This is a genomic window from uncultured Blautia sp. (assembly GCF_902497045.1).
Taxonomy (GTDB): domain Bacteria; phylum Bacillota; class Clostridia; order Lachnospirales; family Lachnospiraceae; genus Blautia_A.
This window is the reverse complement of record NZ_CABVDF010000026.1, coordinates 1-20,681: the sequence shown is the minus strand read 5'-3', so window position 1 is coordinate 20,681 and position 20,681 is coordinate 1. Positions and strand designations below refer to the sequence as shown.

The following is a 20,681-nucleotide window of genomic DNA, read 5'->3' as shown; positions in this document are numbered from 1 at the left end:
AAATCCCATAAAAAGTCTTTATTAAATGCGTTATTTCGTGTATTATATGCTTAAGTATGTAAAAATCAGGAGGAAAGTTTCATGATCAATAAACTTGTGGAGAAAATCAAAAAAACAAATGCACCTATCGTTGTGGGACTGGACCCGATGCTCAATTATATTCCAAAGCATATCCAGGATCAGGCGTTTGCGGAATTCGGCGAAACACTGGAAGGCGCTGCAGAAGCAATCTGGCAGTTTAACAAAGGTATTGTGGATGCCACCTGTGACCTTATTCCTGCTGTAAAGCCGCAGATCGCTATGTATGAACAGTTTGGCATTCCGGGGCTTATGGCATATAAGAAAACCGTTGACTACTGCAAGTCTAAAGATCTTGTTGTGATCGGAGACATTAAGAGAGGGGATATTGGTTCTACATCTGCAGCATATGCAGTGGGACATCTGGGACATGTTCGGGTAGGATCTAAAAAATACGCAGGCTTTGACGAGGATTTTGCTACAGTAAATCCTTATCTTGGAACAGATGGTGTGAAGCCTTTTATTGATGTATGTAAGGAAGAGAACAAGGGGCTTTTCATCCTTGTGAAAACTTCTAATCCATCCAGCGGAGAGTTCCAGGATCGTATTATTGACGGACGTCCTCTTTATGAGTGGGTTGGCGAGAAAGTTGCACAGTGGGGTGAGGAGCATATGGGCGACTCCTACAGCTATGTAGGAGCTGTTGTAGGAGCTACTTATCCAGAAATGGGTAAAGTTCTCCGCAAACTGATGCCAAAAACCTTTATCCTTGTTCCGGGATATGGAGCTCAGGGCGGAAAGGGCAAGGATCTTGTTCACTTCTTTAATGAAGACGGACTTGGTGCTATTGTAAATTCCTCCAGAGGCATTATTGCAGCATATAAACAGGAAGCCTATGCTGAATTTGGGGAAAAGAATTATGCGGATGCTTCCAGACAGGCAGTGAAGGATATGATTGAAGACATCAGCGGCGCTCTGTCCGGACAGAAATAAACAGCCAGGAGGAAACACATGAGCGAAAAAACAAAAAAAAGTTTAAAGATTGTAAGTCAGGAAGAAATTGGTAAGGATATCTACAGCATGTGGCTTCAGGCTGATGAAATGGCAGAATCGGCCAGACCGGGACAGTTTTTGTCTCTTTATACACGAGATGGCAGCAAACTGCTTCCGCGTCCTATCAGTATCTGTGAGATTGACAGGGAAAATAAAAGAATCCGCCTTGTTTATCGTGTGACCGGAAAAAATACAGGAACAGAGGCTTTTTCAAAACTTCATGCAGGAATAGCAGTTGAAGTTTTAGGACCTCTCGGAAATGGATTCCCTCTTCATGAGGCAGAGGGAAAACGTGTATTTCTTATGGGCGGCGGAATAGGAATTCCTCCAATGCTCCAGACTGCAAAAGAACTGAATGGAGAGAAGACAGCTGTTCTCGGGTATAGAGACGAATTGTTTCTGAATGAGGAATTTGAGAAATATGCGGATGTTTTTGTGGCAACAGAGGACGGAAGTGCAGGAACTAAGGGGAATGTTATGGATGCGATCAGGGAAAATGCTCTGGAAGCAGATGTGATTTTTGCATGTGGTCCAACTCCTATGCTCCGTGCTGTCAAAAATTATGCAGAAGAAAAGAATATTCCGTGCTGGATCTCTATGGAGGAACGTATGGCCTGCGGAGTCGGCGCCTGTCTTGCCTGTGTGTGCAAATCAAAAGAGGTTGACAGCCATTCCCATGTGCATAATAAACGTATCTGTAAAGACGGACCGGTATTTTTGAGCACGGAGGTGGAATTATGATAAAAACAGCCGTTACTCTGGCAGGTGTGGAACTTAAAAATCCTGTAATGACAGCTTCTGGAACTTTTGGTTCAGGGGCAGAATACAGTGAATTTGTGGATCTGAACAAATTGGGTGCAGTAGTTACCAAGGGTGTAGCAAACGTACCATGGCCTGGAAATCCTACTCCCAGGATTGCGGAAACTCCCAGCGGTATGCTGAATGCAATTGGACTTCAGAATCCTGGAATCGATGTTTTCTGTGAAAGAGATATTCCTTTTTTGAAAAAATATAATACCAGGATCATTGTAAATGTCTGTGGAAAAACTACAGAAGACTATTGTGAAGTGGTAGAACGTCTGGGAAATGAATCTGTAGACCTTCTGGAGATCAATGTATCCTGTCCAAACGTAAAAGAAGGCGGGATTGCTTTTGGTCAGGATCCAAAAGCACTGGAAGCTATTACGAAAGAAGTGAAGAAGTATGCGAAACAGCCTGTGATCATGAAGCTGAGTCCAAATGTAACTGATATTACAGAAATGGCAAAGGCAGCAGAAGCAGGCGGTGCAGACGTACTTTCGCTGATAAACACCCTTACAGGGATGAAGATTGATATTAACCGCAGAACGTTTGCTCTGGCAAATAAAACAGGCGGAATGTCTGGACCGGCAGTAAAACCTGTGGCAGTGCGTATGGTATATCAGGTGGCCCAGGCGGTTAAGGTTCCCATCATTGGAATGGGGGGGATTGCTACAGCAGAGGATGCTCTTGAATTTCTGATGGCAGGCGCCACTGCGGTGTCAGTAGGAACGGCTAATTTCTTTAATCCTTATGCAACAGAAGAAGTTGTGGCCGGGATCGAGGATTTTATGCAGCGCCAGAAAGTGGAAGATATCTCTGAATTGATCGGGGCAGTAAAATGATTTTTAAGTGACAGGGGGCTGCTGTAAAGTATAACCGGAATGATCCGGGTATATAATTACAGCAGACCCTTTTTTCGAGGAGATAAATAAATGAAAAAAGACAGAACAAGTGATATGACCGTGGGGAATCCAGTGAAGCTGATCATCTGGTTTATGATCCCTATGTTTCTTGGAAATGTATTTCAGCAGTTTTATAATATTGCAGATTCTATTGTGGCTGGACAGTTCATTGGTGTAGATGCACTGGCGGCAATTGGAAGTACTGGATCTTTGATGTTTTTTGTGACCGGATGGCTGAATGGACTCAGCAGTGGATTTGCGATCATTGTCTCACAGATGTTCGGCGCAAAAAAATATGATGATATGCGTCATTATGTAGCAATGTCAATTTATCTGATGGCTGGATTTACAGTAGTGATGACAGTGGGGCTTCTGGCGCTGAACGAGCCTATTCTGAGGTTGATGAATTCTCCGGAAGACCTTATGGGAGATGTTATGGCATATATGGGGATTATTTATGCAGGTCTTATTGTTACTGCAGCTTATAATTCTCTGGCGGCCTTCCTTCGTGCATTGGGTGATTCGAAATCTCCGTTATATTTCCTGATTATTTCTGCTGTGATCAATGTAATACTGGATGTAGTCCTGATTAAATTTTTTGGAATGGGAGTAGAAGGCTGCGCTTATGCAACAGTAGTCGCCCAGGCAATTTCAGCAATATGCTGTCTGATTTATATAGTGAAGAAATATCCGATCCTTCATCTGGAGAAAAAGAATTTTGAACTGAGAAAAGGAAGCTTCGGCAAATTGATGGCTCTGGGCATTCCTATGGCACTGCAGTTTTCCATTACAGCTATTGGAACAATTATTGTCCAGGGAGCGGTAAATGTTTATGGAGCAGTGCATATGGCGGGATTTTCTGCTGCCGGAAAAATTCAGAATATTATCACTATGGTGGCAGTTTCTTTGGGAGCGACCATAGCTACATATGTGGGACAGAACCGGGGAGCGGGACGTATGGATCGTGTACGTGAAGGTGTCCGGTATTCCTGGATCATGCTTCTGGTATGGAGTGTGATAGAGATGGTTCTGATGTATTTCTTTGGAAAATATTTTACCTATCTTTTTATCAGTCCTTCAGAGACAGAAGTGGTGGCAGTGTCGGTTACATATTTCAGGACGGTATTTTGGGCATATCCGTTCCTTTGCACTATTTTTCTTTTTCGAAATGCACTTCAGGGAATGGGATATGGTCTGGTTCCCATGCTGGGAGGAGTGTTTGAACTGGTTGCCAGAGCCGCGATCGTTTTTCTGGTGGCAGGAAAAACAAGCTTTACAGGAGTATGCCTTGCAGACCCTATGGCCTGGATCGCAGCTTTGATCCCTCTTATTCCTTATTATTACTATGTAATGAAAAAATATAAAAAACAGAGCCTGATACAATAAGAATCCATTCATTGAAAAACAATAGTGAATGTGATAGAATGAAAACAGTAAGATCAAGAAAATGAAAAGGGCTTGCCCGTAAAACGGAGGTTAAAGAGATATGGAACAGTATAAACAGGAATTTATTCAATTTATGGTAGACAGCAAGGTTTTGAAATTTGGAGAGTTTACCTTGAAAAGCGGAAGAAAATCTCCGTTTTTTATGAATGCCGGCGGTTATGTAACAGGTTCTCAGCTGAAAAAACTGGGGGAATATTACGCAAAGGCAATCCATGATAAATATGGGGATGATTTTGATGTATTATTTGGACCTGCTTATAAGGGAATTCCGTTAAGTGTTGTAACTGCTATTGCGTACAGTGAACTTTACGGCAAGGAGGTACGTTACTGCTCTGACCGTAAAGAAGAAAAGGATCATGGCGCAGATAAAGGCAGCTTTTTGGGCAGTACTCTGAAAGATGGCGACCGTGTTATTATGATTGAAGATGTAACTACTTCCGGTAAATCTATGGAAGAAACCGTTCCTAAGGTAAAAGGAGCTGCAGATGTGACCATCGTGGGTCTTATGGTATCCCTGAACCGTATGGAAGTAGGCAAGGGAGGCAAAAAGTGTGCCCTTGATGAAGTCAGAGATCTGTATGGATTTGAAACTGCTGCAATCGTAGATATGGCAGAAGTGACAGAATATCTTTATAATAAAGAGATCAATGGACAGGTGATCATTGATGACGCTGTTAAAGCAGCTATTGATGATTATTATCGCCAGTATGGAGTGAAATAGGAGGTTTTTCCGTGAACGAAAAGATCTATAAAACCATAACAAGAACAGGAGCCTGCAATCTGGCAGTGGGCATTATCACCCTGGTGACAGGTATTGCAGCCGGCGTTCTCTTGATCGTTGGCGGTGCGAGACTTCTTAAAAGAAGATCAGAAATTCTGATCTGACAGCAGAAATTGAGTAAGGAAACAAAGCGTAAGATCAGGCAGATGGGAGTTATATTATTCATTGTATATGTACTGCTTTTAAGCTATGTGCTGTTTTTTTCAGAAGGATATGGACGTATGCCAGGGGAAGAAAGTGTGTACAGATACAATTTAAAACCTTTTGCAGAGATCCGGAGATTCTGGGTCTACAGAGGACAGGTAGGTCTGTCTGCCTTTTTTTTGAATGTTTTCGGGAATGTAATAGGATTCATTCCTTTCGGGTTTATCCTGCCGGTCATCAGCCGGAGATGGCGCAGCGGATTCCTGATCGTTTTGTCCGGATTTTGCCTGAGTTTTTGTGTGGAGACCATCCAGCTTGTAACAAAGGTAGGATGTTTTGATGTGGACGATCTGATTTTAAATACGGCAGGGGCGGCAGCAGGTTATCTGCTGTTTGCCGTCTGTGATCACCTGAGGAGAAAACACTATGGCGAAAAGATATAGATATTCATTTACAAAAACAAAAGAAGCAGAGAAGGGAAAGCTGTCAGTGTGGCTGGCAGCTGCTTCTCTTTTTCTGTTTTTGACAGCTGTCTTTACAGCGTATGGACTGAATGGAAAGTATGGATTTATTGTGGGCGGAATCTGTCTTTTTGCCGCAATGCTTTCTGTTTATGGATTTATTATGGGACTTTCCAGTTTTTCGGAGGAAAAGCGTATGCATCATACCAGTATTGTGGGTTCTATTTTGAATGGAATCCTTATGGTGGGATGGCTGGGCTTTTTTTTGATGGGAGTGTAATATATGGAACGATTAAAAAAACAAATGGAATTTATTGTCGAGGTGGACAAAGTAAAAAATATCATCCGCCAGACGTATCTTGCAGATGGAAACAGAAAAGAAAATGATGCGGAGCATTCCTGGCATCTTGCTTTGATGGCTGTGCTTCTTAAGGAGTATTCCAACGAGGAGGTGGATCTTGCAAAGGTTGTACCAATGGTCCTGATCCATGATCTTGTTGAAATTGATGCAGGAGATACTTATGCTTATGATGAAGCAGGCGCGGAAACAAAAAGAGAAAGAGAAACGAAAGCGGCAGACCGAATTTTTGGCATGCTTCCTGAGGATCAGTGCAAATGGTTCCGGGAACTGTGGGAGGAATTTGAAGCTTATGAAACTCCGGAAGCAAAATTTGCCCATGTATTGGACAACTGTCAGCCGCTTCTTTTGAACGATGCATCAAATGGAAGAAGCTGGGCAGAGCATGGAGTGAGAAAAAGCCAGATTTACAAAAGAAACGAGCATACTTCTGAAGGCTCTGTGGAAATCTGGGAATATATGAAAGAATTGATAGACAAACATATCCGTCTGGGGAATGTGATCGATGCATAGAGCTTTCGACGGAATGCAGATTGGAAAGGAGATAACAGATTGGACGAATTGCTGATGGAACGTTTTGCGCTTGCAAAGGACAGAATTGCAGAAATTTGTACAGAACAGGAGATAAAAGCACCTTTTGATGAGTTTTTCAGAACTGCTGCAAATTTTTTGAAAAAAACAGGAGAAATTCTGGAAAGACAGGAAACAGAATTTACACTGGAGGAATTAAAGGAAGAGAATCAGTCTCTTTACAGAGAACTGTTTCCAGAAAATTATCTTTATTCCTATGGCAATCCTGCCTATGCAGAAACCTGCCTTGGAGAATATGGAAAAGCAATGAGTTTTCTGTATGCAGAGCTGAGAGGTTCTGTTGTTTATGCATATGAAAAAAAATGGTGGGATTATACAGTTGCTGCCGAACTTTTTCTGGAAGTACATTCCGCATTTTCTGAAGAAGAGCTTCCGTCTGTCAAAACAACAGAGGACATTCTTCGATCCTATGTGAATGATTACTGCCAGGATATGATGGAGAAGAGGATTGCGGAAGGTGTGGATCCCTCTCTTGATTTTGCGGTAAGGATCATTATGGATTCCGATCTTACAGATCTTCGATATCTTTATCAGTATGGGGAATATGTGTCAGAAAATGAGACGGGTGTTGCGGAATTTCTGAACAGCCTTACCCAGCAACAGATCGATGATATGGCCCGTACTTATACAGAAGGATACCGAATTGGATTTATCAATACCAGAAAGGATATTACAAAGAAAAAAACTGTGAATATCCGATATAACCTGGGATTTGAGCGGATGGTCCGCGCAGCAATCCTGCAGTTCAGGGAAATGGGGCTGGAGCCGGTAATCTATCGTCATGCATCTCATATTGTAAATAAACGTGGAAGTGCCCGTGTAGGATTTACAGGAGGTGTGGCAAATCCTCAGTATGAATATGATCATCGACAGGACAGTGCGCTTTTCCTTGACAGCGATTTTGTAAAGAGAAAACTTCGTTCTATGCAGACGGCTTATGAGAAGTACAAAGACATGGCAGAAGTTCATGGGGGCCCGGCAGTGATCGAGACTTTTGGCGAGGAACCATTCTCTCCGATATCCAAGCCGGAGACTTATTCTTTAAGTGATGTTCAGCAGAAGCTTCAGGTGGAACTGGATAATGAGTCCGGACAGATCGTCAACCGTTATATCAAGGGAGAGGAAAGAAGCTTTACTATTATTGCCTATCCGGTGCCGGAGATCAGTGAAAAATTCCCGGAGATTTTTGGAGAAATTGTAAAGATCAATACACTGGATTATAAGCTTTATCAGAAAATCCAGCAGACGATCATTGACGTACTGGATACCTGCGAGTGGGTGGAGATCAAGGGAAAAGACGGCAATGAAACGGATCTTATCATCCATCTTCATATGCTTGAGAATCCGGAAAAGCAGACCAATTTTGAAAACTGTGTGGCAGATGTGAATATTCCGGTGGGTGAGGTCTTTACATCTCCGGTTCTTGCCGGAACAGGCGGTGTCCTCCATGTAAAAAAGGTATACCTGAATGGTCTCCAGTTTAAGGATCTGAAACTGGTATTTGATTGTGGACAGGTGATCGATTACTCCTGCAGTAATTTTGAAAACGAAGAAGAAAACCGGGCTTATATTGAGGATAATATTCTTCATCATCATGTAAAGATCCCCATGGGAGAGTTTGCGATCGGAACCAACACCACTGCTTATGTGGCTGCGGAGAAATATGGTATTGCAGACAAACTTCCGATTCTCATTGCGGAAAAAATGGGACCTCATTTTGCTGTGGGAGATACCTGCTACAGCTGGGCAGAGGATACGGCGGTTTATAATCCCGATGGAAAGGAGATCATTGCCCGGGATAATGAAATCTCCAGCCTGAGAAAAGAAGATCTCAGCCTTGCTTATTATGGATGCCATACAGATATTACGATCCCTTATGATGAGTTGGGAAGTATATGTGTGATCGACGATGATGGAGAAAGTCATTCAATTATAGAAAAAGGACGTTTTGTGCTTCCGGGCACTGAAGAATTAAATAAGCCTTTTTTATAAAATACAAAAACAGTTTGTATGCCAAAATATTTCTTTGTGGGAAACATGTTGACACAAAAATAGAATCTTAGTAGAATCAACCTGGAACAGAACGAAAAAGGAGGCCTACCAATGAAAAAAGTTGGAATTGTAATGGGAAGCGATTCAGATATGCCGGTTATGAGCAAAGCTGCGGCTATTCTCGACAAGCTTGGAGTAGAGTATGAAATGAAGATCATTTCTGCGCACAGAGAACCGGATGTATTTTTTGATTATGCAAAAAGCGCAGAAGAAAGAGGATTTAAAGTGATCATTGCAGGTGCCGGAATGGCAGCACATCTGCCTGGAATGTGTGCGGCAATCTTTCCGATGCCGGTAATCGGTATTCCAATGCACACCACATCTTTAGGCGGACGAGATTCTCTTTATTCTATCGTACAGATGCCGTCAGGAATTCCGGTCGCAACAGTTGCTATTAACGGCGGAGCAAATGCAGGACTTCTTGCTGCGAAGATCCTGGCTACTTCAGATCCGGAGCTTCTTGAAAAGCTGAAAGCATACAGCCAGGAACTGAAAGAACAGGTAGAAGCGAAAGATGCAAGACTGCAGGAAGTAGGCTATCAGAATTATTAAAAAATGGCAAAGATAAAAAAATAACCATTATCATAAACAAAATACTGGGAGGATATTATGGATTACAAGAACGCAGGTGTGGATATAGAGGCAGGGTACAAATCAGTTGAGCTTATGAAAAAGCATATTGCAAAGACTATGAGACCGGAGGTCCTTGGCGGGATCGGAGGATTTTCTGGTGCTTTTTCCCTGGACAGCTTTAAGGGAATGGAGGAACCGACTCTTGTTTCAGGTACTGATGGATGCGGGACAAAGGTGAAGCTTGCAATGGTGATGGACAAACATGATACCATTGGCATTGACGCAGTTGCCATGTGTGTGAACGACATTGCATGTGCAGGAGCAGAGCCTCTGTTCTTCCTGGACTATATTGCGTGCGGCAAAAATTATCCGGAAAAGATCGCTGAGATCGTAGCTGGAGTAGCAGAGGGATGTGTTCAGTCCGGCGCTGCCCTGATCGGTGGAGAAACAGCAGAGCATCCAGGTCTCATGCAGGAGGACGAGTATGATCTTGCTGGTTTTGCAGTGGGCATCATTGATAAAAAAGATCTTCTTACAGGAGAAGAACTGGAAGCGGGAGATGTGCTGATCGGTATGGCTTCCACTGGTGTTCACAGCAATGGCTTCTCTCTTGTACGCAAAGTGTTTGATATGACCAGAGAGTCTCTGGATACTTATTATGATGAACTGGGTACTACTTTGGGAGAGGCGCTTCTTGCACCGACCAGAATCTATGTTAAGGCGCTCAAGAGCATTAAAGAAGCCGGTGTCCGCATCCGCGCATGCAGCCATATTACAGGCGGCGGTTTTTATGAAAATATTCCACGTATGCTGAAAGAGGGAACAAGAGCTGTAGTTGAAAAGGACAGCTATCCGGTACTGCCGATCTTTAAACTCCTTGCAGAAAAAGGAAATATTGAAGAGCAGATGATGTATAATACTTATAATATGGGACTGGGAATGATCCTTGCAGTTCGTCCTGCTGATGTGGATAAGACAATGGAGGCGATTCGTGCAGCAGGAGACACTCCTTATGTGGTAGGCCGTATTGAAGCTGGTGAAAAGGGTGTAGATTTATGCTAAAACTAGGTGTTCTTGTATCAGGAGGCGGAACAAATCTTCAGGCTATACTGGATGCAGTGGAAAGTGGACGCATAACAAATGCCGAGGTGAGTCTGGTGATCAGCAATAACGCTGGTGCATATGCCCTTGAAAGAGCGCATATGCATGAGATTCCGGCTGTGTGTATTTCTCCGAAATCCTATGAAAGCCGTGATGAGTTTCATAAAGCTCTTCTTTCTGAACTTCAGAATCATCAGATAGATCTGGTAGTACTGGCAGGATTTCTGGTGGCGGTTCCACCTATGATTGTAGGTGCATATCCAAACAGAATCATCAATATCCATCCATCTTTGATACCGTCATTTTGCGGAACCGGGTTTTATGGACTGCGTGTCCACGAAGGTGTTTTAGACAGGGGCGTGAAAGTGACAGGAGCCACTGTTCATTTTGTAGATGCAGGGACAGATACCGGTCCAATTATCCTTCAGAAAGCAGTTGAGGTTCAGGAGGGAGATACTCCGGAGATTCTTCAGCGCCGGGTGATGGAACAGGCAGAATGGAAAATCCTTCCGGAAGCCATTGACTTGATCGCTAACGGGAAAGTTATGGTAGAGAACGGAAAGGTACGTATCAGCAGATAAGGAGAAAATACTTATGAATATTTTGATTGTTGGAAGCGGCGGAAGAGAACATGCCATTGCATGGAGTGTGGCAAAAAGCCCGAAGGCAGATAAAATTTACTGTGCACCGGGTAATGCGGGTATTTCTGAGTTTGCAGAATGCGTTCCTATCGGTGCTATGGAGTTTGAGAAGCTGGCAGATTTTGCCCAGGAGAAAGAAATTGATCTTACTATCATTGGCATGGATGATCCGCTGGTAGGCGGAGTTGTAGACGTATTTGAAGAAAGAGGTCTGAAAGTATTCGGACCGCGGAAAAACGCTGCGATTCTTGAAGGATCCAAGGCTTTTTCCAAAGATCTTATGAAAAAATATAATATTCCTACAGCAGGTTATGAAAACTTTGATAATGCGGAAAAAGCTCTGGAATATCTCCGCACACAGGCAAAATTCCCTATTGTCCTGAAAGCAGACGGGCTTGCATTGGGAAAGGGTGTTTTGATCTGCAATGATCTTGCAGAAGCAGAAGCAGGTGTCAAAGAGATCATGGAGGATAAGAAATTCGGAAGTGCGGGAAATACAATGGTCGTTGAAGAATTTATGACAGGCCGTGAAGTTTCTGTGCTCTCCTTTGTTGATGGAAAGACAATTCGGACTATGACTTCTGCTCAGGATCATAAGCGCGCTATGGACGGAGACAAAGGACTTAACACCGGTGGAATGGGTACATTTTCCCCAAGTCCTTTTTATACAAAAGAGGTAGATGATTTTTGTAAGAAATACATCTACCAGCCTACGGTGGATGCTATGGCATCTGAGGGCCGTCCTTTTGTGGGAATTATCTTCTTTGGTCTGATGCTTACGGCAGATGGTCCAAAGGTTCTGGAGTATAATGCACGTTTTGGAGATCCGGAGGCACAGGTGGTACTTCCCAGAATGAAAACAGATATTCTGGATGTGATGGAGGCCTGTGTAAACGGTACTCTGGATCAGATGGAGCTGGAATTTGAGGACAATGCAGCTGTGTGTGTGGTTCTTGCAAGCGAAGGGTATCCTGTAAAATATGAAAAAGGAATTCCTATGTACGGCTTTGAGAACTTCAAAGAAAAAGAAGGCTATTACTGCTTCCATGCAGGAACTAAATTCCAGGATGGGCAGATTGTTACAAACGGAGGCCGTGTTGTTGGCATTACTGCAAAGGGAAGTGACCTTAAGGAAGCCAGAAAGAATGCATATGAAGCCACAGAGTGGATCAGCTTTGCCACGAAGTATATGCGCCATGATATTGGAAAAGCAATTGATGAGGCATAAGGAGGAAGCAACGTGTACTGTGTAAAAAAGATAACAGAGGATATGTACTGGATCGGAGCCAGCGACAGAAGACTGGAACTGTTTGAAAATGTATATCCTATCCCAAAAGGAGTTTCTTATAATTCCTATGTGATCCTGGATGAGAAAACGGTTCTTCTTGATACGGTAGATCATTCTGTATGTGAACAGTTTCTTGAAAATTTAGAATATGTTTTGAACGGCAGGAGTCTGGATTATATTGTTGTGAACCATATGGAGCCTGATCACTGTGCTTCTCTCGCAGAAGTAGTGATCCGTCATCCGAATGTAAAACTGGTGGGAAATGCAAAAACATTTACCATGATGAAACAGTTTTTTGATTTTGAAGTAGACAGCCGTGCTGTAGTGATCAAAGAGGGAGATACGCTTCAGACAGGAAAGCATACTCTGGCTTTTGCAATGATACCGATGGTGCACTGGCCGGAGGCTATGGTTACTTATGATGTTTGTGATAAGGTACTTTACAGCGCAGATGCTTTTGGAACTTTTGGAGCTCTGAATGGAAATATTTTTGCCGATGAAGTGAATTTTGAAAATGAATGGCTGGAAGAGGCAAGAAGATATCTGACAAATATTGTAGGAAAATATGGTGCACAGGTTCAGGCTGCCCTTAAAAAAGCAGCTGCTTTGGACATTGAGATCATTTGTCCGCTTCACGGACCGGTATGGAGAGAAAATCTGGGATGGTTTATCGATAAATACCAGAAATGGAGTACCTATACACCGGAAGATCATGCAGTTCTGATTCTGTATGCTTCTATTTATGGAAACACGGAAAGTGCAGTAAATGTACTGGCCGGAAGAATATCAGACGCAGGAGAAAAGAATATTGCAATGTATGATGTGTCAAAAACAGATCCGTCTTATCTTCTTGCAGAGGCGTTTCGTTGTGACAGGATTGTATTTGCCTGTCCGACATATAATGCAGGTCTTTTCCCAAAAATGGAAACTCTTCTCGCAGAACTGAAAGCTCATAATTTCCAAAACAGAAAAGTAGCTGTTATGGAAAATGGAACATGGGCAATTTCTGCAGGAAAACAGATGAAAGAAATACTTTCTTCTATGAAAAATATGGAAATATATGACAATACTCTCACAGTAAAATCTTCTTTGAAGAAAGAGCAGCTGGAGGAACTGGATGGAATTGTAGAATTCCTGATGAAATAAAAAGGAGCATCCGGACATCAGGGAGATGACGGAATATGGAAAGGATATAAAATGGGAATGAGTGTAGTTGACGCGGTAAAGGAAATTCAGGCCAGAGAAAATGTATATGTGGCATATTCTCAGGTCACAAAGCTTCCTTACGTAACCTGTGCAGAAGAAACTTATAATGACCAGGTATGGTTTTTTGCTGAAGAAGAAACTCTGAAGGAGTTTGGAAAGAAAAAGATAGAGGAAAAAATCCTTCTCATGGGCATGAAGTATGAGAAAAAGGATTTTCCAAGACTGTATGGGCTTTTATATGCGGTAGGTGTAAACTCTCTGGTATGGAATAATGGAACAGAGGAAATTGAGGTGGATCTGGATAAGATAGTCCGCCGTCCGGATCTTAGTAAGCTGGAACCGGAAAAGCGTCCGCTTATAAACGCTACACTTCAGCTTTCCGGTATTTACTTTATGCAGGAGCTGCGCCGTCCGGTTGCAAAGGAAGAGCGCAAAAATATTCGTGAACTGGAAGAAGAGCTGATCGCAAATCTGAAAAAATCAGAGTTTCTGGTGGCCATGGAACAAAATACAGAAGATCCTGCAAAGGTAAATATCCCGTATCTGAAAAATAAAGAAGGAAAAATTCTTCAGCCGGTATTTTCAGATGTTTTGGAATATGAGAAATTTGCCAAAGGCAAAAAACTCAGGATTGCCAAGATACCATTTGCAAAACTTGCTGATGTAATGATTCCTCAGGCGGAATTCCTTGTTATCAATCCGTTAGGATTTAATCTGCTTCTGAATAAGGAACAGTTAAAAAAGATCATGGGATAATATCCGTATATTAAATAGGCAGCTGTTTTTTCATATCATTTTGAATGATAGTGAAGGGGCAGCTGCTTTTCTTTTGAAAAAAATAGTTTCCAAAATATGTGAGATGTGCTAGTATATGTGTAACACAGTAAGAGGAGGCTTATATATGGTCATAGAAATAGATTTTAACAGTGATGAGGCCATTTATGTTCAGCTGATGAACCAGATTATCCTTGGAATTGCCACCTCACGTCTGCAGGAAGGGGATACGCTTCCTTCGGTCAGACAGATGGCGGATAACATTGGAATTAATATGCATACTGTAAACAAGGCTTATACTCTTTTGAAGCAGGAGGGCTTTGTATCTATTGACAGGCGGAGAGGGGCTATTGTAGCCATTGATGTAGATAAGATCAAAGCATTGGAAGAAATGAAAGAGAATCTGGTGGTGGCTTTGGCTAAAGGATGCTGTAAAAAAGTGTCCAGATCAGAAGTGCATCAGCTGATTGATGAAATTTTTGACGAGTATGATCTATAACAGAAATATATTTTTGAATCATAGAAGATTTAGGAGGATTATATGCAGAAAAAGTTTACCAGACAGGCATCTGCAGCGCTGAAAATTGCAAAAAATGAAGCAGAATCCTGTAAGCATTCCTATATTGGCACAGAACACATTCTGGTGGGACTTTTGAAGGAGCAGGAGGGGACCGCAGGAAGACTTCTTGAAGAGTTTGGAGTAGAGCCGGAAAAACTTCAGGAATTGATCGACAGTCTGATCGCTCCTGCAGATGGCAGTCTTATGGAAAGAAAGGCAGAATACAGTCCAAGAGCCAAAAGACTTCTTGCAAGTGCGGAACAGGAGGCCGAAAACCAGAAAGAAGAAAAAACAGGAACAGAGCATATTCTGATTGCTATGCTGAAAGAGACAGATTCAGTTGCAACCCGTCTTCTGTATACAATGGGAGTGAATATTCAGAAATTATACACTGCAGTTCTTACTGCTATGGGATATGATGGAGAAGCGGCTGCAGAAGAGATACAGGCTTCCAGGGCTTTGCAGGCGAAAAAAGGCTCTGGTACGCCATTTCTTGATCAGTACAGCCGTGATCTTACAGCAATGGCAGCTGAGGGAAAGCTTGATCCGATTGTTGGCAGAGAGGATGAAATTGCGCGACTGATTCAGATACTGAGCAGGAGAACAAAAAATAATCCCTGCCTGGTAGGAGAGCCGGGAGTCGGAAAAACAGCAATCGTGGAAGGGCTTGCCCAGAAGATTGTTTCAGGGCTGGTTCCGGAGACAGTAAAAGATAAAAGAGTGGTTGTCCTTGATCTTTCCGGTATGGTAGCTGGAAGCAAGTACAGAGGAGAGTTTGAAGAGCGTATTAAAAATGTGGTAAATGAAGTAAAAGAAGACCAGGGTATTTTACTGTTTATTGATGAACTTCATACAATCATCGGAGCAGGAGGGGCAGAAGGCGCACTTGATGCTTCTAATATCCTTAAGCCGTCGCTTTCCAGAGGAGAGATCCAGCTGATCGGCGCCACCACGCTGGAGGAATATCGTAAATACATTGAAAAAGATGCAGCATTGGAAAGACGCTTTCAGCCGGTTACCGTAGAAGAGCCTTCACCGGAAGCTGCAAATGAGATCTTAAAAGGGCTTCGTCCATATTATGAAAAACATCATGGCGTCGTTATTGAAGATCAGGCATTAGAGGCTGCTGTACAGATGTCTGTCCGCTATATCAATGACCGTTTCCTTCCGGATAAAGCTATTGATATTATTGACGAAGCTGCAGCCAAGGTACGTTTAGGAGAATGCAGACGTATTCCAAGGGCAGAAGAACTGGAGACAGAGATCGGGAAGCTGCTGGAAGAAAAAGAAAGCGCCATCAGGGAAGCTGATCTGGACAGGGCAAGAGAACTCCAGAAGCAGCAGTCTGGTCTGGAAAAAGAACTTTCAGATATCCATGAAAAAGAGGAGCGAAGAAACAAAAGAAAAAAATCAGTTGTGACAGAAGCTTCTGTTGCGGATATCATTTCCGGATGGACGAAGATCCCGGTACAGCGATTGACGGAAAGTGAATCAAAAAGGCTTTCACGCCTGGAAAATATTCTCCACAAACGCGTGATCGGCCAGGAAGAGGCGGTAAAGGCAGTTGCACAGGCTGTAAAGAGAGGCAGAGTAGGCTTGAAGGATCCAAATCGTCCCATTGGTTCATTCCTGTTTCTTGGCCCTACAGGAGTAGGAAAAACAGAACTGTCAAAGGCTTTGGCGGAAGCTGTTTTTGGAAACGAGCAGGCAATGATCCGTGTAGATATGTCTGAGTATATGGAAAAGCATAGTGTTTCTAAGATGATCGGATCACCGCCTGGATATGTTGGCTATGAAGAAGCAGGTCAGCTTAGTGAAAAGGTACGCAGAAATCCATACAGTGTGATTTTATTTGACGAGATTGAAAAAGCGCATCCGGATGTATTTAATATTCTTCTTCAGGTATTGGACGACGGACATATTACAGATGCTCATGGCCGCAAAGTGGATTTTAAACAGACGATCATTATTATGACATCCAATGCAGGTGCCCAGGCAATTATAGAACCAAAAAAATTGGGATTTATGTCAGGAGACAGTGAAAAACAGGATTACGAGCGGATGAAGTCTAATGTTATGGAGGAAGTACGGCGTTTATTTAAACCTGAATTCCTGAATCGTATTGATGAGATCATGGTGTTCCACACCCTGGGCAAAGATCATATACGTAAAATAGTAGGTCTTCTTCTGAAACAATTGGAGAAAAGATGCGAAGAGCAGCTTGATATTCAGCTGAAAATCAGTGATTCGGTAAAAGATTATCTGGCTGAGGCGGGATTTGACAGTAAATATGGAGCCCGTCCTCTCCGTCGGGCAATCCAGACAAAGCTGGAAGACAGACTTGCAAATGAAATCCTGGATGGAAATATAAAAAGAGGAAGCACGGTCAAGGTACAGATGCATCAGAAACAGCTTCGATTTTTACCGGATACAGAGAATAAAAAAGACAGACCGTAACTGTGAGCGGAGCGAAAGATGACCACAAATCTAAAAAAGATATTAAATCTTAATCAGGAGACTGTTCAAAAAAAAACGAAAATGATATAATGTAAAAAAATAAAAGGAAAGAATGCAGAATGTTTTTTCCATATTATTTTTTATGACACAACAGATAGTTTTAGGGAGGACATAAGATCATGGCAGTAGTAAAAGAACTGATTCGTACAGAGGAAAACGGAAGCATCAGCTTTGGTAATTATGAGCTGGCGCAAAAATCAAAGGTATCCGATTTTCAGCATCAGGGGGATGTTTATAAAGTAAAAACTTTTCATGAGATCACCAAGCTGGAGAGGAACGGTATGTTTGTTTATGAATCAGTACCGGGAACAGCGGTTTATAACCTTACCCAGGACGGTTCTACCATGAGCTTTCAGGTAGAGGGGGCAGAGGATGCCCAGATCACGGTAGAGATGGAGGCGGATACAGAGTACGAAATCTCTATTAATGGTGCAGATGCAGGAACTATGAAGACCAATCTGGGCGGAAAGCTTTCTTTCAGTGTAGAGCTTGGCGATGTGGATGCAGCAGAAGTGAAAATTGTAAAATGTTAAAAAATAAAAAAGTTGTATATTTTTGTCAGGAATGTGGTTATGAATCTTCGAAATGGATGGGACAGTGTCCTGGCTGCAGAGCCTGGAATACATTCGTGGAAGAAACTGTATCAACAAAAAAAACATCTTCAGCAGTTGTAAAAGCAGCAGCGGGACAAAGACCGGAGCCTGTAAAGCTAAAAGATATCAGGCTTTCGGAAGATGAGCGGAGATTGACAAATATTAAAGAACTTGACAGAGTGCTCGGGGGCGGTATCGTCCCCGGGTCTCTTGTTCTTGTGGGAGGTGATCCGGGAATCGGTAAATCGACTCTCTTGCTTCAGGTGTGCAGGAATCTGGCTTTAAGTGGAAATTCTGTGCTGTATATTTCAGGAGAGGAATCTTTGCGCCAGATCCGCCTTCGTGCAAATCGTATTGGAGAATTTAATGAAAATCTGCAGATTTTCTGCGAAACCAATCTGGAAACAATACGAGAAGTGATAGAAAGAAAGAAACCGGATATGGTGGTGATCGATTCCATTCAGACTATGTTCCATGAGGACATCAGCTCTGCACCGGGAAGCGTGTCCCAGGTACGGGAGTCTACTAACATCCTTATGCAGATTGCAAAGGGAATGGGAATCTCCATTTTTATTGTAGGCCATGTGACAAAAGAGGGAAATGTAGCGGGGCCGAGAGTGTTGGAGCATATGGTAGACACGGTACTGTATTTTGAGGGAGACCGTCATGCTTCCTATCGTATACTCCGCGCAGTGAAAAACCGATTTGGTTCCACCAATGAGATCGGAGTATTTGAAATGCGGAATACAGGACTGGAAGAAGTGAAAAATCCTTCGGAGTTTATGCTGAACGGAAAACCCAACGGGACATCGGGGTCGATTGTGGCATGCTCCATGGAAGGAACCAGACCGATTCTGGTAGAAATCCAGGCGCTTGTGTGCCAAAGCAATTTTGGAATTCCAAGGAGGACTGCTGTAGGAACTGATTTTAACAGAGTTAATCTTCTTATGGCTGTTCTGGAGAAAAAGGTGGGAATCCATCTGGCTTCTTGTGACGCTTATGTTAATATTGCTGGTGGTATGAAAATGACAGAGCCGGCCATTGATCTGGGGATTTCCCTGGCTGTTGTATCAAGCTGCAAGGATATTGTGATACCGGATTCTGTACTGGCTTTTGGCGAGGTAGGACTGAGCGGAGAGGTCCGTGCAGTGAGCATGGCTGCTCAGAGAGTGGTAGAGGCAAAGAAACTTGGATTTACTACAGTGATTCTTCCAAAAGTATGTCAGTCTTCTATGGGAAAAACAGAGGGAATGAGTCTTGTATATGTAGAATGGATCCAGGATGCGATTAAATATATTATGAAAGCGTAAGAGGTTAAAAATGCTGGAAGCAGTGATATTTGATATGGACGGAGTGATCTTTGATTCAGAAGCACTGGTGATCAGTACCTGGAAACAGGTAGCGGATAAATATGGTATTTCGGGGATAGAAGATACTTGCATGGAGTGCCTTGGAACCAATAGTGAGGCGACTGTCAGAATCTTTCAGAAGAATTATGGGAAAGATTTTCCTTATGCTGTATATAAAAAAGAAATGGCAGAGCTTTTTCATGAACAGGCGGCAGGCGGAAAACTGCCGAAAAAAAAGGGAGTCATAGAGCTTTTGGAATATCTTCATTATAGAGACATAAAGGTTGGACTTGCTACATCTACCCGGGAGGAAGTCGTAAAAAAAGAACTTTCTGAAGGTGGACTTTTCGAATATTTTGATGAAATTATATGTGGTGATATGGTAAAAAGGAGTAAGCCGGAACCGGATATTTATCTGGAGGCCTGCAAAAGACTTCAGGTATCGCCGGAAAACTGTTATGGAATAGAAGACTCATATAATGGAATACGTGCTCTTAAAGGTGCCGGAATGCATGCGGTCATGGTTCCGGATCTTGCAAACCCCACAAAAGAAATGGAAGAACTTGCAGAGTGTATTCTGCCGTCGCTTCTTGAAGTGAAAAAATATCTGGAAGAGGTTGTTTAACCATTGTTTTGTCAGTAAAGGAGCGGGAGCAGATTAGAGAACAGCAGCTGCAGCAGGAAAAAATTCCGGAAGGAAGAATAAAAGAACTGCTGTGCTGCTGTTTTAATATAGATAAAATATAGTGAAAGACTGGAGGGGCATGAAAATGAGATTAAAAAATGTTCTGATTGTTGTAAAAGATATGGAAAAATCAAAAAGATTTTATCATGATTTATTTGGTCTTGATATGGTAGTGGATTATGGGGGGAACGTGATTTTAACAGAAGGGCTTGTACTTCAGGAAGAAAAAATATGGAGAAAATTTTTAAACAGAGACATCATTCCCAAAAATAATTCCTGTGAACTGTATTTTGAAGAAACAGATATAGAAGCATTTGTTGAAAAATTGGAAACATTATATCCTTCGATTGAATATGTAAATAAAAGGATTACTCATAGCTGGGGACAAAGTGTTGTTCGATTTTATGATCTGGATGGTAATTTGATTGAGGTGGGAACTCCAATGTGAGGTTTAAAAAATAAATCATAAAAAATGAAAAAAGGTGTTGACATATGTTGGATAAAGTGATATTCTAATTGAGCTGTCGCAAGAAAATGTTTGTTTTGAAGAAACAATTTAAAAAACTTTGAAAAAAGATAAAAAAGTTGTTGACAAACATAAAGTAGTGTGATAACATGAACAAGTCTTCTAAAACGGAAGAACAACATCTGAAAAAAGTTCAAAAAACTTGAAAAAAGTTCTTGACAAACAAAAACAGATGTGATAAACTAAATGAGCTGTCTGAGAGACAGGAACAAAGAACCTTGATAACTAAACAGTGAGACACATACGATTCTCGAAAATTCTT

General features: G+C 42.3%; 22 protein-coding genes. All 22 read left to right on the top strand.

The annotated features are described in order from the left end of the window. The first annotated feature begins 81 nt into the window (after positions 1-81). The 22 genes from pyrF to RDS42_RS03725 all read left to right on the top strand — a co-directional run bounded on the left by pyrF (position 82) and on the right by RDS42_RS03725 (position 20,341). Positions 82-1,011, top strand: coding sequence for an orotidine-5'-phosphate decarboxylase (gene pyrF / locus RDS42_RS03830; RefSeq protein ID WP_308782467.1), 930 nt, complete (start codon positions 82-84; stop codon positions 1,009-1,011). An 18-nt stretch (positions 1,012-1,029) separates the two neighbouring features. After that, positions 1,030-1,812 carry a dihydroorotate dehydrogenase electron transfer subunit gene (locus tag RDS42_RS03825; RefSeq protein ID WP_308782466.1) on the top strand — a complete coding sequence of 261 codons (783 nt, stop codon included), beginning with the start codon at positions 1,030-1,032 and terminating at the stop codon, positions 1,810-1,812. After that, positions 1,809-2,714 (top strand): dihydroorotate dehydrogenase, encoded by a 906-nt coding sequence (locus RDS42_RS03820; protein WP_308782465.1) that lies wholly within the window; start codon positions 1,809-1,811, stop codon positions 2,712-2,714. Before RDS42_RS03825 ends, RDS42_RS03820 begins: the two co-directional genes overlap by 4 nt. Before the next feature lie 90 nt (positions 2,715-2,804). Next, positions 2,805-4,160, top strand: coding sequence for an MATE family efflux transporter (locus RDS42_RS03815; RefSeq protein ID WP_308782464.1), 1,356 nt, complete (start codon positions 2,805-2,807; stop codon positions 4,158-4,160). A gap of 100 nt (positions 4,161-4,260) precedes the next feature. Next, a complete protein-coding gene (gene pyrE / locus RDS42_RS03810) occupies positions 4,261-4,941 on the top strand; it encodes an orotate phosphoribosyltransferase (RefSeq protein ID WP_308782463.1) in 681 nt (226 codons plus the stop codon). Positions 4,942-4,952: 11 nt separating this feature from the next. Next, positions 4,953-5,105, top strand: coding sequence for a hypothetical protein (locus RDS42_RS03805; protein ID WP_308782462.1), 153 nt, complete (start codon positions 4,953-4,955; stop codon positions 5,103-5,105). 42 nt (positions 5,106-5,147) lie between these two features. After that, positions 5,148-5,588: a VanZ family protein gene (locus RDS42_RS03800; protein ID WP_308782461.1), complete on the top strand. Its 441-nt coding sequence runs from the start codon at positions 5,148-5,150 to the stop codon at positions 5,586-5,588. Continuing rightward, positions 5,572-5,886, top strand: coding sequence for a DUF6142 family protein (locus RDS42_RS03795; RefSeq protein WP_308782460.1), 315 nt, complete (start codon positions 5,572-5,574; stop codon positions 5,884-5,886). Before RDS42_RS03800 ends, RDS42_RS03795 begins: the two co-directional genes overlap by 17 nt. A 3-nt stretch (positions 5,887-5,889) precedes the next feature. After that, the gene (locus tag RDS42_RS03790) at positions 5,890-6,477 is read left to right on the top strand and encodes an HD domain-containing protein (RefSeq protein WP_308782459.1); all 588 of its coding nucleotides are present in this window, start codon (positions 5,890-5,892) and stop codon (positions 6,475-6,477) included. A 54-nt stretch (positions 6,478-6,531) separates the two neighbouring features. Then, complete coding sequence (locus tag RDS42_RS03785; protein WP_308782468.1) at positions 6,532-8,547, top strand: aminopeptidase; 2,016 nt, start codon at positions 6,532-6,534, stop codon at positions 8,545-8,547. 111 nt (positions 8,548-8,658) lie between these two features. Then, entirely contained in the window at positions 8,659-9,159 is a 501-nt protein-coding gene (gene purE / locus RDS42_RS03780) for a 5-(carboxyamino)imidazole ribonucleotide mutase (protein ID WP_274422935.1), read from the top strand. Positions 9,160-9,216: 57 nt separating this feature from the next. Continuing rightward, a complete protein-coding gene (gene purM, locus RDS42_RS03775) occupies positions 9,217-10,242 on the top strand; it encodes a phosphoribosylformylglycinamidine cyclo-ligase (RefSeq protein WP_308782458.1) in 1,026 nt (341 codons plus the stop codon). Further along, a complete protein-coding gene (gene purN / locus RDS42_RS03770; RefSeq protein WP_308782457.1) occupies positions 10,236-10,862 on the top strand; it encodes a phosphoribosylglycinamide formyltransferase in 627 nt (208 codons plus the stop codon). Before purM ends, purN begins: the two co-directional genes overlap by 7 nt. Before the next feature lie 13 nt (positions 10,863-10,875). Further along, complete coding sequence (purD, locus tag RDS42_RS03765; RefSeq protein ID WP_308782456.1) at positions 10,876-12,150, top strand: phosphoribosylamine--glycine ligase; 1,275 nt, start codon at positions 10,876-10,878, stop codon at positions 12,148-12,150. A gap of 12 nt (positions 12,151-12,162) precedes the next feature. Beyond that, positions 12,163-13,356, top strand: a complete 1,194-nt coding sequence (locus RDS42_RS03760) for an FprA family A-type flavoprotein (protein ID WP_308782455.1) — start codon at positions 12,163-12,165, stop codon at positions 13,354-13,356. 57 nt (positions 13,357-13,413) lie between these two features. Then, positions 13,414-14,172: an SseB family protein gene (locus RDS42_RS03755; RefSeq protein WP_308782454.1), complete on the top strand. Its 759-nt coding sequence runs from the start codon at positions 13,414-13,416 to the stop codon at positions 14,170-14,172. 145 nt (positions 14,173-14,317) lie between these two features. Further along, positions 14,318-14,689, top strand: coding sequence for a GntR family transcriptional regulator (locus RDS42_RS03750; protein ID WP_177275303.1), 372 nt, complete (start codon positions 14,318-14,320; stop codon positions 14,687-14,689). A 42-nt stretch (positions 14,690-14,731) separates the two neighbouring features. Beyond that, positions 14,732-17,206, top strand: coding sequence for an ATP-dependent Clp protease ATP-binding subunit (locus RDS42_RS03745; protein ID WP_308782453.1), 2,475 nt, complete (start codon positions 14,732-14,734; stop codon positions 17,204-17,206). A gap of 179 nt (positions 17,207-17,385) precedes the next feature. Beyond that, a complete protein-coding gene (locus tag RDS42_RS03740; RefSeq protein WP_308782452.1) occupies positions 17,386-17,799 on the top strand; it encodes an endosialidase in 414 nt (137 codons plus the stop codon). Continuing rightward, positions 17,793-19,169, top strand: a complete 1,377-nt coding sequence (gene radA, locus RDS42_RS03735; protein WP_308782451.1) for a DNA repair protein RadA — start codon at positions 17,793-17,795, stop codon at positions 19,167-19,169. Before RDS42_RS03740 ends, radA begins: the two co-directional genes overlap by 7 nt. Positions 19,170-19,179: 10 nt before the next feature. Further along, positions 19,180-19,833: an HAD family phosphatase gene (locus RDS42_RS03730; protein WP_308782450.1), complete on the top strand. Its 654-nt coding sequence runs from the start codon at positions 19,180-19,182 to the stop codon at positions 19,831-19,833. A gap of 145 nt (positions 19,834-19,978) precedes the next feature. Then, positions 19,979-20,341 carry a VOC family protein gene (locus RDS42_RS03725; RefSeq protein WP_308782449.1) on the top strand — a complete coding sequence of 121 codons (363 nt, stop codon included), beginning with the start codon at positions 19,979-19,981 and terminating at the stop codon, positions 20,339-20,341. Positions 20,342-20,681 lie beyond the last annotated feature (340 nt).